At 62.7% G+C, this 13,486-nt stretch carries 10 protein-coding genes, 2 tRNA genes and 1 pseudogene; 8 read left to right on the top strand and 5 right to left on the bottom strand.

Annotated features, from left to right (window positions below):
* Nucleotides 1–54: 54 nt before the first annotated feature.
* Nucleotides 55–1,065 (bottom strand): dipeptidase, encoded by a 1,011-nt coding sequence (locus QUW00_RS07340; RefSeq protein WP_289613731.1) that lies wholly within the window; start codon nucleotides 1,063–1,065, stop codon nucleotides 55–57.
* A 143-nt stretch (nucleotides 1,066–1,208) separates the two neighbouring features.
* Here QUW00_RS07340 and QUW00_RS07335 point away from each other — a divergent pair, with 143 nt between their 5' ends.
* The 6 genes and pseudogenes from QUW00_RS07335 to QUW00_RS07310 all read left to right on the top strand — a co-directional run bounded on the left by QUW00_RS07335 (nucleotide 1,209) and on the right by QUW00_RS07310 (nucleotide 6,797).
* The gene (locus QUW00_RS07335; protein WP_289613730.1) at nucleotides 1,209–1,559 is read left to right on the top strand and encodes a hypothetical protein; all 351 of its coding nucleotides are present in this window, start codon (nucleotides 1,209–1,211) and stop codon (nucleotides 1,557–1,559) included.
* 216 nt (nucleotides 1,560–1,775) lie between these two features.
* Nucleotides 1,776–1,852, top strand: a tRNA-Arg gene (locus QUW00_RS07330).
* Nucleotides 1,853–2,223: 371 nt separating this feature from the next.
* On the top strand, nucleotides 2,224–4,620 hold the full coding sequence (locus QUW00_RS07325; RefSeq protein ID WP_289613729.1) for a tetratricopeptide repeat protein: 2,397 nt from the start codon (nucleotides 2,224–2,226) through the stop codon (nucleotides 4,618–4,620).
* 193 nt (nucleotides 4,621–4,813) lie between these two features.
* A pseudogene (tnpA, locus tag QUW00_RS07320) lies at nucleotides 4,814–5,280 on the top strand (IS200/IS605 family transposase).
* Between the two features lie 555 nt (nucleotides 5,281–5,835).
* Nucleotides 5,836–6,516 carry a hypothetical protein gene (locus QUW00_RS07315; RefSeq protein ID WP_289613728.1) on the top strand — a complete coding sequence of 227 codons (681 nt, stop codon included), beginning with the start codon at nucleotides 5,836–5,838 and terminating at the stop codon, nucleotides 6,514–6,516.
* Nucleotides 6,517–6,518: 2 nt separating this feature from the next.
* A complete protein-coding gene (locus QUW00_RS07310) occupies nucleotides 6,519–6,797 on the top strand; it encodes a hypothetical protein (RefSeq protein ID WP_289613727.1) in 279 nt (92 codons plus the stop codon).
* 294 nt (nucleotides 6,798–7,091) lie between these two features.
* Here QUW00_RS07310 and QUW00_RS07305 read toward each other — a convergent pair.
* From QUW00_RS07305 to QUW00_RS07295, 3 genes are all read right to left on the bottom strand, one after another.
* A tRNA-Ser gene (locus QUW00_RS07305) sits at nucleotides 7,092–7,182 on the bottom strand.
* 30 nt (nucleotides 7,183–7,212) lie between these two features.
* Nucleotides 7,213–8,205 (bottom strand): tRNA glutamyl-Q(34) synthetase GluQRS, encoded by a 993-nt coding sequence (gene gluQRS, locus QUW00_RS07300; RefSeq protein ID WP_289613726.1) that lies wholly within the window; start codon nucleotides 8,203–8,205, stop codon nucleotides 7,213–7,215.
* 132 nt (nucleotides 8,206–8,337) lie between these two features.
* A complete protein-coding gene (locus tag QUW00_RS07295; protein ID WP_289613725.1) occupies nucleotides 8,338–8,856 on the bottom strand; it encodes a ferritin in 519 nt (172 codons plus the stop codon).
* Nucleotides 8,857–9,016: 160 nt separating this feature from the next.
* Between QUW00_RS07295 and QUW00_RS07290 the strand changes: the two genes are divergently transcribed.
* Nucleotides 9,017–10,912 (top strand): DUF2207 domain-containing protein, encoded by a 1,896-nt coding sequence (locus QUW00_RS07290; RefSeq protein ID WP_289613724.1) that lies wholly within the window; start codon nucleotides 9,017–9,019, stop codon nucleotides 10,910–10,912.
* Nucleotides 10,913–10,969: 57 nt separating this feature from the next.
* On the opposite strand, the gene QUW00_RS07285 is transcribed toward QUW00_RS07290, so the two are convergent.
* Entirely contained in the window at nucleotides 10,970–11,608 is a 639-nt protein-coding gene (locus tag QUW00_RS07285; protein ID WP_289613723.1) for a GNAT family N-acetyltransferase, read from the bottom strand.
* Between the two features lie 243 nt (nucleotides 11,609–11,851).
* Between QUW00_RS07285 and purH the strand changes: the two genes are divergently transcribed.
* Nucleotides 11,852–13,465 (top strand): bifunctional phosphoribosylaminoimidazolecarboxamide formyltransferase/IMP cyclohydrolase, encoded by a 1,614-nt coding sequence (gene purH, locus QUW00_RS07280; protein ID WP_289613722.1) that lies wholly within the window; start codon nucleotides 11,852–11,854, stop codon nucleotides 13,463–13,465.
* Nucleotides 13,466–13,486: the final 21 nt, after the last annotated feature.

The following is a 13,486-nucleotide window of genomic DNA, read 5'->3' as shown; positions in this document are numbered from 1 at the left end:
TTTCTGTGTGTCTGGATGAAGGGAAGGGTGCTCGGCGGGGGCTTGTCGGAGCAGCTAACGTCCCCAGCGCTCGAAGAACGTCACGGCGTTGTCGTAGCACAGCTTGCGGGTGATGTCGGCGCCGAAGCGGCGCACGAACACATCCTGCAGCTGCGGCATCTTGGCGGCCGACGAGATGCACGCGGGCAGGTCGGTGCCGTCGAAATCGCTTCCGAGCGCTACGACGTCCTCACCGTCCATATCGAGCCAGTGCTCGATGTGGCGGCACAGGTCGTCCTCGGTGGGCGGTACCGCCTGGGCGTCGTCGCGCAGGAAGTCGGGGCAGTAGTTGAGGCCGACCAGGCCACCGCGATCACGGATCTCGACGAACTGCGCATCGGTGAGGTTGCGCGGATGCCCGCAGACGGCGCGGCTGTTGGAGTGGCTCGCCACGAACGGGCGCGTTGCCAGGCGGACGACGTCGGCGAAGCACACGTCGTTGAGATGCGAGACATCGAGGATCATGCGCTCGTCCTCCATCGCACGGATCGCATCGGCGCCCGCGGGCGTGATGCCAGACTCGGGGGCATCACATCCACTGGCGAGCGGTCCTCGTGCGTTCCAGCTCAGCGACGCCATGAGGACGCCGCGCTCGGCCGTCTGAGCGACGGCGTCGTGACCGAGTGCGAAGAAGCGCGCGTTTTCCACCGTCCGGACGGCAACGTGCTTGCCGTGCTCAAGAGCGGGACGGATCTGCGACGCGTGGACGGCAAAGGAGATGCGGTCCTCGTTGGCGGCAACCTCGTGCTCGAGGTGATCCATGACCTCGTCGAAGAAACGCTGGGACAGCTCGGGCGTGAACTCGTCATATACAAAGCAGGCGAAGCACTGGCCCCACGGGATGGCGCCCATCGCATCGAGTGAGATATGGCAGCCGTTGGAGGCGAGCTCGGTGTAGGGCGTCGGGTCGCATCCGTCGGGATCATAGAGTTCGTTGCCGGCGATGCGCCTGATTTCGGCATCGATGCGCGGCCATGCCAGGCGGTCGGCCGTATCGCAGTGCAGATCGAAAACCGGATATTCCATGGGTGCTCCTTTCGCGATCGACTCAAGCCTAGCACGCACGCATCGTTTCGCGAGCGAGCGTTGTCGAAATTCTCACGAACATACGTTCGTATTTAGGGTATACTGCCTATAAGGACAAAGCGGACAGCGTAAGGGAGGGTGCAATGGTACGGGAGCAGACGGCACGGGCGCTTCTGTTCGATGACAGGCAGGATGAGGAGGTGGTGCGCATCGAGTGCTTTATTGCGGAGGACGGGCGTCTTCATCTCGTCCAGGTCAGCTCAGGCCCATGGAGCGCCTGGTGTTTCGAGGATGATCCCCATCGCATCGAGACCACGGCGTCGCGCGAAACGACGGATGCGTTGTGCGCCCATTTCAACCTGACGGGGGCACAGAGACTTCCGGCGGTCCTGCAGCTGCTGTATGCGGGGATCGATGCCGCACATCGTATCCGCGAGCTCATGGCGTCGCTTCAGCTGGATTACGAGGTTCGGGAAGGGGAGATGCGTCGGTAGCAACAGCGTGAAACGGCGCTCGAGAACCGTTTTTCGAGCGGTTCGGGTGCTGCGCGAGGGGAGGAGCACATGGGTGCCGAGGTGCGCCACAGGGTGGAAAATGCTGTCAAAAGAGAACGTTCTCGCAGTTCAGAATAGCTATCCGATTTTCTTTCCAAAAAGTTTTGATTTCTGCTTGACGTGCTATGGGGATGGTGGCATTATATTCCTCGCGATGCGGCGTTACCTCAGCTGGATAGAGGGTCTGACTACGAATCAGAACGTCACAGGTTCGAATCCTGTACGCCGCACCAGTTGAACTTAGAAGGTGCTCCCCGGAGCACCTTTTTTGTTAGGCGACCCCGCCGGGATTCGAACCCATTGGGGTCGCGAGGCTGAGCAAACGCGCGAGCGTTTGCCAGCGAGCGTGCGAGGGCGCGGAAGCGCCCGAAGCGGCGGACGCCGCAGGCGGACGCGAATCCTGTACGCCGCACCAGTTGAACTTAGAAGGTGCTCCCCGGAGCACCTTTTTTGTTAGGCGACCCCGCGGGGATTCGAACTCGCTGGAACCGTGCGCGTCGCGTGCCTGTCGCCGAAAAGGTTTCTTCGAGCGCTTCATATCCGAGCACAATGGGGATAGTTGAGGACAGCGGTATCATCCACCGAGCGCGAAGAAGGCGTCGACATGGCAGCGGGCACGACAATCAAGCTTTCATTTCTGACGAGGCGTCGCCGCCTGCCTGCTGTTCCCGGCCAGCCGGTGGGCTCGAGCTTCGGCATCGTGTGGGATATCACGCCGGTTCCCCCGGGCGGCCTGTGCTACATCGTCGAGTTCCTCGATCGCTCGCAGGCGTCCGTGCTCGGCGTCATCACCAACAACGCACGCGTCTATCGCGTTGATGCGCCCTGCTCAGTCGAGCTCGGGCTGGATGACATCGAGCTCATGCTCGTGCGCGACCGAGATAGCCGGCTGGGTGACGTGTACGCGCGGGACGCGCGCGGCAAGCTTGTTCGCATAACCGGCTATACCGGATCGCCTGGCGGAACGATGCGCGAGGTGCGCGACGAGGCGACGTGGAATACCGAGCACAGCCTCCCGTACCGGGAGTTCATGGCGACGCTGTTTTTGCGCTACCGCCTGTTCGGCGCCGCGACGGTGGCGTGCGAGCCGCCTGCATCGAGCGCCTCCGCATGGACCGATCTGCGTGAGCCCGTCTTGCTGTTCGACAGCTTCACCGACATGGCGCTTCCCGATGCTATCGAATCGCTCATGTACCGCGTTCGCATCAAAGAACGCCTTGCAGGCATCGAGCGGTACGCCTGCCGGCTGCTCTCGCGCATCGACCTTCAGTGTCTGCGCCAGCTGACGGTGTCATGCGACGCGACGCTCGTGTACATCAAGCGGATGAACGGGTTCTACATCAATTTCAACCACGAGGGCATAAGTCCGGAGAGCGAAGCGTTTCTGCTGAGCGTCGAGGCGGTGCTCAACAGGATTCTGAGCGTGCTTGACGCGATCGGATGCGGCCTGTCGCCGGTGCGCGTCTCGCCTTCGGAGGAGGGGTGTGCCGAAATCGATCGGGCCGCGCTCGAACGCGTGACCGACCGCGTCGGAAAGATCGGCGCGCGCGGTGATGAAGCGTCGGATCTTCGCTGTCCGGGGACGGTTGCGTGCGAACGCGGAGGCGAATGGGATATCCGTTCGTCATTTGCCGGCATATGCGAGGAACAGAACCTGATAGCGCGCTTGGAATATCGATTTGACTACTGCGCGCTTGACGGTCTGATCTCGGTTCGGATCGTGCGCCCGGCCGCCCAGTCGATGCCGAGCGAGGTGTATGACGAGCGCGCGGGAGCATGGCGGGTCGTAGCCGATGAGGAGCGCGTGCGCATGGCGCGCGAATACGGTTGCCGCATGTCGCTCGTTGTGGCGGCGGCAGCGTTCGCCTCCGGCCTGAATGTCCGCTCGTGCATCGTCGAGGAAGCGGATGAGCTGTCGGCAGAGCACGTGTCGCGTTGTTTCGAGCGGGTCGAGTTCCTGACGTCCGTCGTGCCGCTCGCTGCGGAGCTCGTGGGCATTCCGCTCGCCGGATGCGGCGCGGTTGCGACGACGCGCCGTTTTGAGGTACCGGGAGGCTTCGAACGCGTCTCCCCGCCCGCGCTCACCCTACCGCCACGGGATGACGATCGTGCGCTTCCCGCCGCCCTGCGCAGCAAGTTGCTCGCCGACGACGTGCGCGAGCTCGAGGTCGAAGACGGCGCGAGCGAGGACGGCCTGAGGCGGTTCCACGAACTGCGGTCGATGTTGTACGAGGACCCGCAGCGTGCGGTCGAGGGCTTAAACGAGCTCATCGAGGAGGCTCAGGCCTCGTGCGCGGCCGCGGAGCTCATGGCGGCCTCGCCCATGCGGACGCAATACTGCGAGAACCATATCGGCAGGATCATCCTTCCGCTCTTTATCGACGACCCGACCGTGCGCATCCACCGGGCGCCCGACGCCCTGTTCTTCTCGCAATACGAACTCTGCAATCTGTATGCGCGGATGGGAGCCTACGATCGTGCACTGCCCGAGGCCCGTCATCTGCTCGACCTCGCCGCGACATCCATGCCCGCTCACTTTACCCTCATCAACGTGCTCGCCCGTCTGGAGATGTTCGACGAGGTCGTCGAGGTGGCAAAGCACGGATTGCGCATCGCGTTCGAGCAGGATGCCATTTCGTACCTGTTCTACCGCCTGGCCTTCGCTTACTGGCGGCTCAAGGAACACACGACGGCGCTGGCGTGCTATACCTTGGTTTCACCTGGCGAGCAGATATCCCGTGCTGCCCGCGAGGAGACCGCCGAGCTCATGCGGAGCATGGGGCGCACCGATCCCATGGACTTTGAGGAGGCGCGATCGGTTTTGGAGGCGGCGGGCATTCCGATGCCGCCGACCGACGAGGTGTGCAACCGGGTGGCGGATGCGGCGGTCATGCTGGCGGACAGCGGCTTTTTGTACCTGGCGGGCCGCTGCGCGTTTGCGCTGTACCGCATGCGGAGGAAAGACGAGTTCGGCATCGTGGGCAGATCCATGCTGCTGTAGCTGCGCGCCGCAGCCGAATTCGAGAAGAAAAAAGCCCGACGCCGTCAGGTGCCGGGCTTCAAGCTAGGCTTTAGCCTGTGCGGCGCGAAGCGCGGTGCATCACATTCCACCCGCCTTACAAGCTTACCCTTCCGTCAGAATCTCGCGATTATTCAGGCCACAAGGAATCCAAAACAGAAGGGCAGTGAGGCTCATGGCCCAGAAGGCACACAGCCTGTCCTACGCGAAGTGGATGTGCCGGTACCACATCGTGTTCACGCCGGAGTATAGAAGGAAAGTACAGCCAAAGCGGGTCGGACCTGGGTGATCTTCAGGAAGCTGTGCCGGTACAAGGGGATTGAGATAATCGAGGGGCGCCAGATGTCGAATCGCATGCACATACTGCTGGCGATACCGCCGAAGTACAGCGTGGCGAGCGTGATAGGCTGTCTGAAGGGCGAGAGTTCGCTGATGGTGTTCGACCGGTATGCCGGCATGAAGTACAAGTTCGGCAACAGGAGGTTCTGGTTGTCCGGCTGCTACGTCTCCATCGTCGGCCTCAACGAGGCGACGGCTGCGAAATGCATGCGGGAGCGGGAGGCGGCGGACAAAGCGCTCGACAGGCTGAGCGTCAAGGGGTACAAGGACCCGTTCTCGAGGGGTCCCAAGCGGAAGGGCTGATGCCGGTTTGACCGGTTAGCCATGGGTCAATTCGCAATGCGGCCTGAACACCGTGGGGCCGGCGTCTTTAGACGCGTGTCAGCACTCCGAGGGCTACACCCTAAGAGCAAGCTACCATTTTAAGGGATGGTTTTGATTCGAAGCTCAGCCTTCGATCTAGCTGCAGCGTTTCCAATTGCCGTTTGCCACAATAAAACATACCGTTCATGTTATTCTGCTCGATATGATTAGCGCTTTATCTTGATAGAATCATCTTATAATAATATAATAGAAACAAAAAAACAATAACAAGTATGTACATAGTATATTTTATTGTCACTTTTAAGTGAAACGTACAATTGCATTGCTACAACAAATAATAATCTATCGGTGGTGTTCTGAGTTGATTAAATATCGTATCTTGTATTCTCTAGAAGGGCGCACCAAAGGCGTTTGACTGGTGTTGGGGCTGGCGGTCGACTTTGTCCCAACGTGATGCAATGCGTCTTAGGCTTCCAAGCGTTAATAAATGACGCGTATCAGATGCTTAGTGAGTCAATAGAGATTGGTTATATCATGAGCGACTTTCCGAGGAATATCCCCTTATCGCGGCGATCCATTTTGTCCCTTATCGGCGTCGCTTCCTGTTCGTTTGTCATTCCAATCAATGCTTATGCGGAAGCCGACGATGTCGATGCTTCGTCGCAAGGCTGTACGGTGCTGCAAGCATCTGAGAATTCCAAAAAAACTCTAAGTATTATAGATAGCAATGGTGAAATTGCGATTATTACGATTATTGATGCGCAAGAAAAAAGAACGGTCCTTCTTGTTTACCCCGATAGCGGCGAGATGCTTTCGTTTGAGCTGGATAAGACGACGAGCACGTTGACCATACTCGAGACAGGCGAGGCTGTGTCCTATAGCTTGGAAACTGAAGATCTTCCAGCCCTCACGAGGCTTAATGAACCAGCTAGGACCTATGAAAGGTTCAACTTTTCATGGCAATCGATTAAAAATGCGACTGGAGGTATTGCGGTCGCCGGGCCTATTATCAGTGTGATTCTTGCAGCAGTCGGCGTGGTTTCGGGTTCTTCTTTGCTTGTCAATGGCGTTAACGCTGCTCTTGCGGCCGTTAACTATGTGATTCCCGATGACCCAAATCATGGCATATATGTCATTATGGTTATGAAACGTTGGTATGAGAACGGCAAGCTTGTAAAGGCAGAATACGACTTTGATGAAGTGGGGACCTATTAGCCATGCCTAAGAAGGAGGGGCCTCGTGCTCGGACTATTGCAAGCACCCTGATGCTTCTCGGATTGTTGTGTTTTGCCATTTCGCAATTCGTTGCACCACGGTCTTGGTTACATGCGGTGTTGCAGTTGGCAGCAGGTTTTGAGTGCCTTGTTGTTGCGTTTCTTGAGATTGCGGCCCCTCGAGACACGCAGACAATAGTTAGAGTTGCCTGTCTGGTCGTGATTGCACTTGTTGGCTTTCTCTTTTTTGTCCAGGGGTTTCTTGCGCTGTTTGCCATGTAGAAGGGCTTGACGTCATATGAGCGCGCCCTTCGGGTTTGATGACAGCCGGGAGGGCGCTTTGTTTAAAGCTTAGCTTGCGTGGAGAGCGAATGGCCGTGTTTGCCATGTGGGTACATGCCATGTGGGTACGTGGGATCAATTTTACCGCGAAGGCCTGTGGCCTCCTTGTGGCACACTCTGGCAAAGATGCTTGTGCGCTTTGCACAGCATGGGGCCCAGAAGGGTTCGAATCCCCGGCGCGCTCGACAGCAAAAAGCCCGGCGCCGCAGGGGCGTCGGGCTTCAATCTGTGAACTGGCGGAGAGCTGGGGATTCGAACCCCAGATTCCCTTGTGGGGAATACTCGCTTAGCAGGCGAGCACCTTCGGCCTCTCGGTCAGCTCTCCGTAACAGCCGCAATATCATAGCGCACTTGCTCACGCTTGTACAAGGGCTTTTTCATCGATAACGATATCCTCGCGATGGCTTCTGATCGCGTCCCAGGAGAAGAGGTCGACGAGGTCCTCGGCGCTGCGCGGGCGCGCGTCGGGGGCGATTCCGGCGGTATGGGCGAGCCAGCCCAGCAGGGCGTCGGGCGTTTTGAAGCGCTCCCGCAGCCCCTCCATGTCCAGGTCGCGGTCGCGCTTGGACAGGCGCCTGCCTTCGGGTGCCACCAGCAACGGCACATGGGCGTAGGCGGGATGCTCGTATCCCAGCAGGTCTTGCAGGTACATCTGGCGCGCGCTCGAGCCGAGCAGATCGCGGCCGCGAACGACCTCGGTGACGCCCATCTCCGCGTCGTCGACCACGACGGCGAGCTGGTAGGCAAAGACGCCGTCGCTGCGGCGAACGAGGAAGTCCCCGCAGCTCTCGGCGAGCACGTCGCGCTGCGGGCCGAAGCCGGCGTCGTCGAAGGCAAAGACGCCGCGCGGGTCGTCGGCGTCGGGGACGCGCAGGCGCATCGCGGGCGGCCTCGTTTGCGACCGATGCTCGATTTCGGCTTCCGACAGGCCTCGGCACGTTCCCGCGTAGATGGGCGTTCCGTCGCTTGCGTGCGGCGCGCTTGCGGCGTGCAGCTCGGCGCGTGTGCAAAAGCAGGGGTACACCAGCCCCCTTTCGCGCAGGGCATCCAGCGCGAGGCGATAGCGCTCGAAGCGCTCGTGCTGGAAGAAGGGGCCCTCGTCCCAGTACAGCCCGAGCCAGCGCAGATCGTCGAGGAGCAGGTCGGTCCAGGGCCCGCTTTGCGTGCGCGGGTCCAGGTCCTCGATGCGCATGACGATGCGCCCTCCCTGTGCGCGGGCGGACAGCCAGGCGACAAGGGAGGAGAACACGTTGCCCAGATGCATGCGGCCCGAGGGGGAAGGGGCGAAGCGGCCCACGGTCATGTGAGCGGGCGAGACGGGGGCGGGGGAGTCGTGCAAGGTATCCATGGCGACCAGTATACGCCACGCGGACCGCGCCCGAGAAAGCCGGAATATGCCTCGCAGCCAAACAAAAAGCCCGACTGCCTCCGAGGACAGCCGGGCGATGTGTGCGATCTGCGCGCCTACAGGCCTACTTGCCTACATGGGCAGTGCGGTCTGCGGGGTGTAGACGCGGGTCTGGTACTCGCGGTCCAGGTCGTACAGGCCCTTGGGGTCGCCGCCGAACAGCTTCATGTTGGTGATCATGTCGCGGGCGTTGGTCTCCTCTTCGCCCTGCTCCTTGACGAACCAGTCGAGCATCTGCATGGCGCGGATGTCGTGGGCCTCATGGGCGACCTCGTAGCAGTGGTGGATGAGGCTCGTCACGTACTCCTCGTGCGCAAGGCCGGCCTCGAGCGGGGCGAGGTCGTTGTCGAAGGTCTTGTCGGGCTGATCGATGGCCTTCATCGTGGGCTTGTAGTCGTTGTCGAGCAGGTAGCGGCGCAGCGCCATGGCGTGGTCGGTCTCCTCTTTGGCCTGGATCTCGTACCAGTTGGCGAAGCCCTTGAGGCCGCGGTCCTCGTAGTAGTCCGCAAAGGTGAGATAGAGGTAGGCGGAGTAGAGCTCCTTGTTGATCTGATCCTCCAGAACCTCGGCGACCTTCTGATCGATTGCCATAGCGTATCTCCTTCACTCGCGCCGCCGCCTGCTCGGCAGGCGACATGGGTACACGTCGTTGCCCAGTATACCCATTCGGACGGACAGGGATGCGCCGTCAGGCGACGCCGGCGGGTACAATGGGCGGGACACCATGTTTCCCTAAAGAAGGGCTCCGTCGATGGACAAGCAGATCTCCGCGCTCGGTTCGCGTGTTCCTTGCCTGCTCGCCGCACTTGTTTTCGCGCTGTGCGCCCTGTCTCCCGCCGTTGCCCGTGCGGTCGAGATGCCGCAGGTCGACATCGAGGCCACGGTGCGCCCCGACGGCTCCTTGATGGTCGAGGAGGCGCGCACGTTCGAGTTTGACGACGACGTCAACGGCGTGTACTGGACGATTCCCGCCGCCCAAAACGAGCAGGGCGCATCGTCGTCGGTCACGGTGCTCGACGTCGAGGTGTCCGAAGACGGGCAGACTGCTCGATACGAGCCGGTGTCGAGCGCTGTGACGGGAGATGCGGGCGTGTACACGGCCGAAACCTCGAGCGACGGGCTTGAGCTCAAGGTGTTCACGCCGCACGAAGACGGCGATACCGCGACGGTGACGGTGTCCTATGAGCTCGTCGGCGCCGTCATGGCGTGGGCGGATACCGCGGAGCTGTACTGGCAGTTCGTGGGTCCCGACTGGGAGGACGATTCGAATGATGTGAGCCTGACGGTCGAGTTCGCCGCCGGCACTGCCGGCAGCGACGCCCTGCGCGCCTGGGCGCACGGGCCGCTGGACGGCCGTGTCGACATCGACAAGGCGACGCCTGCGGTGACCTGCGAGGTTCCGCGCGTTCAGGAGGGCGAGTTCGCCGAGGTCTGCGTCGCGTTCCCGACGTCGTGGGTCGCGGGCCTGAGTAGCGTCGACGAGAACCGGCTCGACACGATCCTCGGCGAGGAGCAGGCGTGGGCCGATGAGGCGAACGCTCGCCGCGAGCGGGCGCGTGTGATCGTCGGCGCCGGCAGCGTGGTGCAGGTCGGCGTGCCGGGCGTGCTGCTCGCCATCGTCGCCTGGTACCGCTTCACGCGCGGACGCAGCCCCAAGCCGGTGTTCCAGGAAACGTATTTCCGCGACGTCCCCTCCGCTGACCATCCGGCGGTCATCGCCGCCTTCATGGAGGACGGCTCGGTGCCCGACCGGGCGTTCGTCGCCACCCTCATGAAGCTCACCGACGACCGCGTCGTCGCGCTTTCCGCCGTGACGGTGGAGGAAGCGGGGCTGTTTGGCACCAAGAAGCGCGAAGAGTACCAGATGTCGCTGGTCGACCGCACGCGCGCCGCCGACCCGATCGATCGCGCGGTGCTCGCGCTGTATTTCGGCGAGGGCGCCGATGCGGTCGATACCGTCAGGTTCGACCAGATCAAGGAGCACGCCGACTTCGACGCCCAGGGCTTCAAGGACCGTGTCGACGATTTCAAGGCCTGCGTGTCCGCGGCGCTCGAGATGCGCTCGCTCGTGACATCGCGGGGTACTGCGTTCACGGCTGCCGGTGTCGTGCTGGCGGTCGTGCTGGGCATCGCCTCGTTCGTCTTCTTCATCGCGACCGACTTCGCCAACGTCGCCGCGTTTTGCATCTCGATCGTCTGCGTGGTCGCCACCATCGTGCTGGCGGCGACGTTCAAGGTGTATTCGCGCGAGGGCGTCGAGCTGCGCGAGAAGTGCGTCGCGCTCAAGCGCTGGCTCGAGGACTTCACGCGCCTGGGCGAGGCCGTGCCCGCCGACCTCGTGCTGTGGAACAAGCTGCTCGTGATGGCGGTCGCGCTCGGCGTGTCCGACGAGGTGCTTCGCCAGCTCGCCGACGCCGTGCCGCGCGATATGCGCGAGGACGCCTACGGCGGCTACTACTATCCGATCTACTGGTGGTGCTATCCGCGCATCGGCCATCGCAGCGCCGCGGACGAGCTGCAGGGCGTTCAGTCGGAGACCATCAGCGCCCTCGCCTCGAGTCTCGACAGCTCGGGAGCGGGCTTCGGCGGCGGCTTCTCGGTTGGCGGGGGCGGTGGCGTCGGCGGCGGAGGCGGCGGAACGTTCTAGCGGGCGCGGCGGGCCTCGGCAGGCTCGTGGCTATCGCTGGGCCCGGGCGCGCATCCCTTAGGCGGATAGGTCGCGCGCGTAGAGGTACATCTCGCGCGGCAGGATGCGGCGTTCCTCCCTCGCCGGCCGGTAGCGCGCCAGTCGCGTGAATCCGCGGCGCTCGTAGAACGACCAGGTGCAGGTCGTATCGGTGAAGAGGTAGGCGCAGGAAGACCCACGTTCCGAGAGGTGGGCGAGCGCGGCGTCGAGCAGGACCGTTCCGATTCCGCCCTGCTGCACCTCGGCGTCGACGGCGAGCAGTGTGACCTCGCCGGCCGCGTCGTCGAGTGCGGCAAGCTCCAGAAGCCTGTCGTCGGCTCGGCCTTCCAGCTCACTGAAGGCCTCACGACGCTGGGCTGCCCGAGGATCGATGGTGCCCATTTGCTCGAGAAGGTCGCGCTCGGCGCGCTTCCAGCGGCCACCGGGATCGCTCGCGTCGCGTGCCGCACGGGCCAAAACGATGCCACAGGGTGCGCCGTCGATAACGACGACCTGGGAGAACGACGAGACCGAGAGCGCATGCGCGAGGTCTTCGCAGGCCTCGAGGAAGTTATAGGCGTCGTTATCCGACCGCCGGTGCCAGATCGGCTGCAGCACGGAAGCGATGCTGTCGAAATCCGTCTCCTCGAAGGGCCGGTAGAGGACCCTAGATACCATGCGCACCTCCCGTCACGCGTCGTATGCCGTCGTCTTTGTTTGTACCACCGCGCCGCCGCCGAAATATGGTGCCTTCATGGCGCCATAGCTTTACCGCTATCCGTTCGCCACGGTCGCCCGGCCCCTCGGCAAATTCTTCGTGAACCCCGCATCCCCGTCGTGCGCATGCGCTACATTAAAAGGTGCACATGCGTCCGCTGAAGGCTATGACCGCTGCGGGCGCCAACGAGAAGGAGGGGCCGCATGGCAACAGACGTCAAGATTAGGCGTGCGCTGATCTCGGTGACCGACAAGAAGTGGGTCGTCGAGTTCGCGCGGGAGCTTCAGACCGTCTACGGGGTCGAAATCATCTCCACGGGCGGCACGGCGCGCGCCCTGGAAGAGGGCGGCGTCAAGGTCGTGCCCATCGAGGAGTACACCGGGTTCCCCGAGATGATGGACGGCCGCGTGAAGACGCTGCACCCCAAGGTGCACGGCGGCCTGCTCGCCCGCCGCGACGACCCGCAGCACATGGCCGAGGCCGCTGAGCACGGCATCGGCATGATCGATATGGTCGTCGTCAACCTGTACGAGTTCGAGAAGACCGTCGCGAAGCCCGACGTCACGTTTGCCGACGCCATCGAGCACATCGACATCGGCGGTCCCTCCATGCTCCGCTCCGCCGCCAAGAACGCCGATTCGGTGACGGTCGTCTCCGACCCGAACGATTACGGATGCGTGCTCGCCGAGATGGCCGAGCATGACGGCGCCACGACGCTCGAGACGCGTCGCCGCCTGCAGCTCAAGGTGTACCAGACCACCGCGGCCTACGACACCGCGATCGCGAAATGGCTCGGCGCCCAGCAGGCTCCCGAGGCCGACGCCGCGGCTCCCGCAGCGCTCGACCTGCACCTGGAGAAGGTCGAGGACCTGCGCTATGGCGAGAACCCCCAGCAGTCCGCCGCCATCTACCGCTTTGCCGACGGGTTCGCCGCCGAGGGCTCCTCGGCCAACCCGCTGGTCGGCGCCGAGCAGATCCAGGGCAAGCCGCTGTCCTACAACAACTATCTGGATGCCGACGCCGCGTGGAACCTCGTGCGCGAGTTCGACGGTCCCGCCTGCGTGATCCTGAAGCACCAGAACCCTTGCGGATCCGCCGTCGCCGAGGACATCACCGCCGCGTACGACCGCGCCTTCGCGTGCGATCCCAAGAGCGCCTTCGGCGGCATCATCGCCTGCAACCGCGAGGTGCCCTATGAGCTCGTCGAGCATTTCGCCGACGAGAACAAGCAGTTCGTCGAGGTCATCATCGCCCCGAGCTACACGGACGAGGCGCTCGAGCGCATGGCCAAGCGCCCCAACCTCCGCGTGCTCGCCACGGGCGGCGCCGAGGGCCATGCGGCCTTCGAGCTGCGTTCGGTTGACGGCGGTGTGCTCGTGCAGAACGTCGACACCGTCGCCGAGGATCCGGCGACCTTCACCTGCCCGACCGAGCGCAAGCCGACCGACGAGGAGATGGCTGAGCTCATGTTCGCTTGGCGCGTCTGCAAGGGCGTCAAGTCCAACGCCATTCTGGTGTCCAAGAACAATGCCGGCATCGGCATGGGCCCTGGCCAGCCCAACCGCGTCGACTCCGCACTGCTCGCCTGCGAGCGCGCCGAGGACGCGTGCGATCGCATGGGCTGGGAGAAGGGTGGATTCGCCTGCGCGTCCGACGCGTTCTTCCCGTTCCGCGACAACGTGGACGTGCTTGCCGCTCACGGCGTGACCTGCATCATCCAGCCGGGCGGTTCCAAGCGCGATGACGAGAGCATCGAGGCGTGCAACGAGCACGGCATCGCGATGGTGTTCACGGGGGCTCGCCACTTCCGTCACTAAATCGGCTTATCGCCTTTATTC

Origin of the sequence: Collinsella tanakaei (assembly GCF_030373545.1) — a bacterium.
Lineage (GTDB): Bacteria > Actinomycetota > Coriobacteriia > Coriobacteriales > Coriobacteriaceae > Collinsella > Collinsella tanakaei_C.
The sequence above is the reverse complement of the archived record's forward strand: the minus strand, read 5'-3'. Positions and strand labels throughout refer to the sequence as shown.

Bases quoted from the DNA above. Each gene is read 5' to 3' on its own strand.
- QUW00_RS07340 (WP_289613731.1), bottom strand. From the start codon at position 1,065: ATGGAATATCCGGTTTTCGATCTGCACTGCGATACGGCCGACCGCCTG.
- QUW00_RS07335 (WP_289613730.1), top strand. From the start codon at position 1,209: ATGGTACGGGAGCAGACGGCACGGGCGCTTCTGTTCGATGACAGGCAG.
- QUW00_RS07325 (WP_289613729.1), top strand. From the start codon at position 2,224: ATGGCAGCGGGCACGACAATCAAGCTTTCATTTCTGACGAGGCGTCGC.
- QUW00_RS07315 (WP_289613728.1), top strand. From the start codon at position 5,836: ATGAGCGACTTTCCGAGGAATATCCCCTTATCGCGGCGATCCATTTTG.
- QUW00_RS07310 (WP_289613727.1), top strand. From the start codon at position 6,519: ATGCCTAAGAAGGAGGGGCCTCGTGCTCGGACTATTGCAAGCACCCTG.
- gluQRS (WP_289613726.1), bottom strand. From the start codon at position 8,205: ATGGATACCTTGCACGACTCCCCCGCCCCCGTCTCGCCCGCTCACATG.
- QUW00_RS07295 (WP_289613725.1), bottom strand. From the start codon at position 8,856: ATGGCAATCGATCAGAAGGTCGCCGAGGTTCTGGAGGATCAGATCAAC.
- QUW00_RS07290 (WP_289613724.1), top strand. From the start codon at position 9,017: ATGGACAAGCAGATCTCCGCGCTCGGTTCGCGTGTTCCTTGCCTGCTC.
- QUW00_RS07285 (WP_289613723.1), bottom strand. From the start codon at position 11,608: ATGGTATCTAGGGTCCTCTACCGGCCCTTCGAGGAGACGGATTTCGAC.
- purH (WP_289613722.1), top strand. From the start codon at position 11,852: ATGGCAACAGACGTCAAGATTAGGCGTGCGCTGATCTCGGTGACCGAC.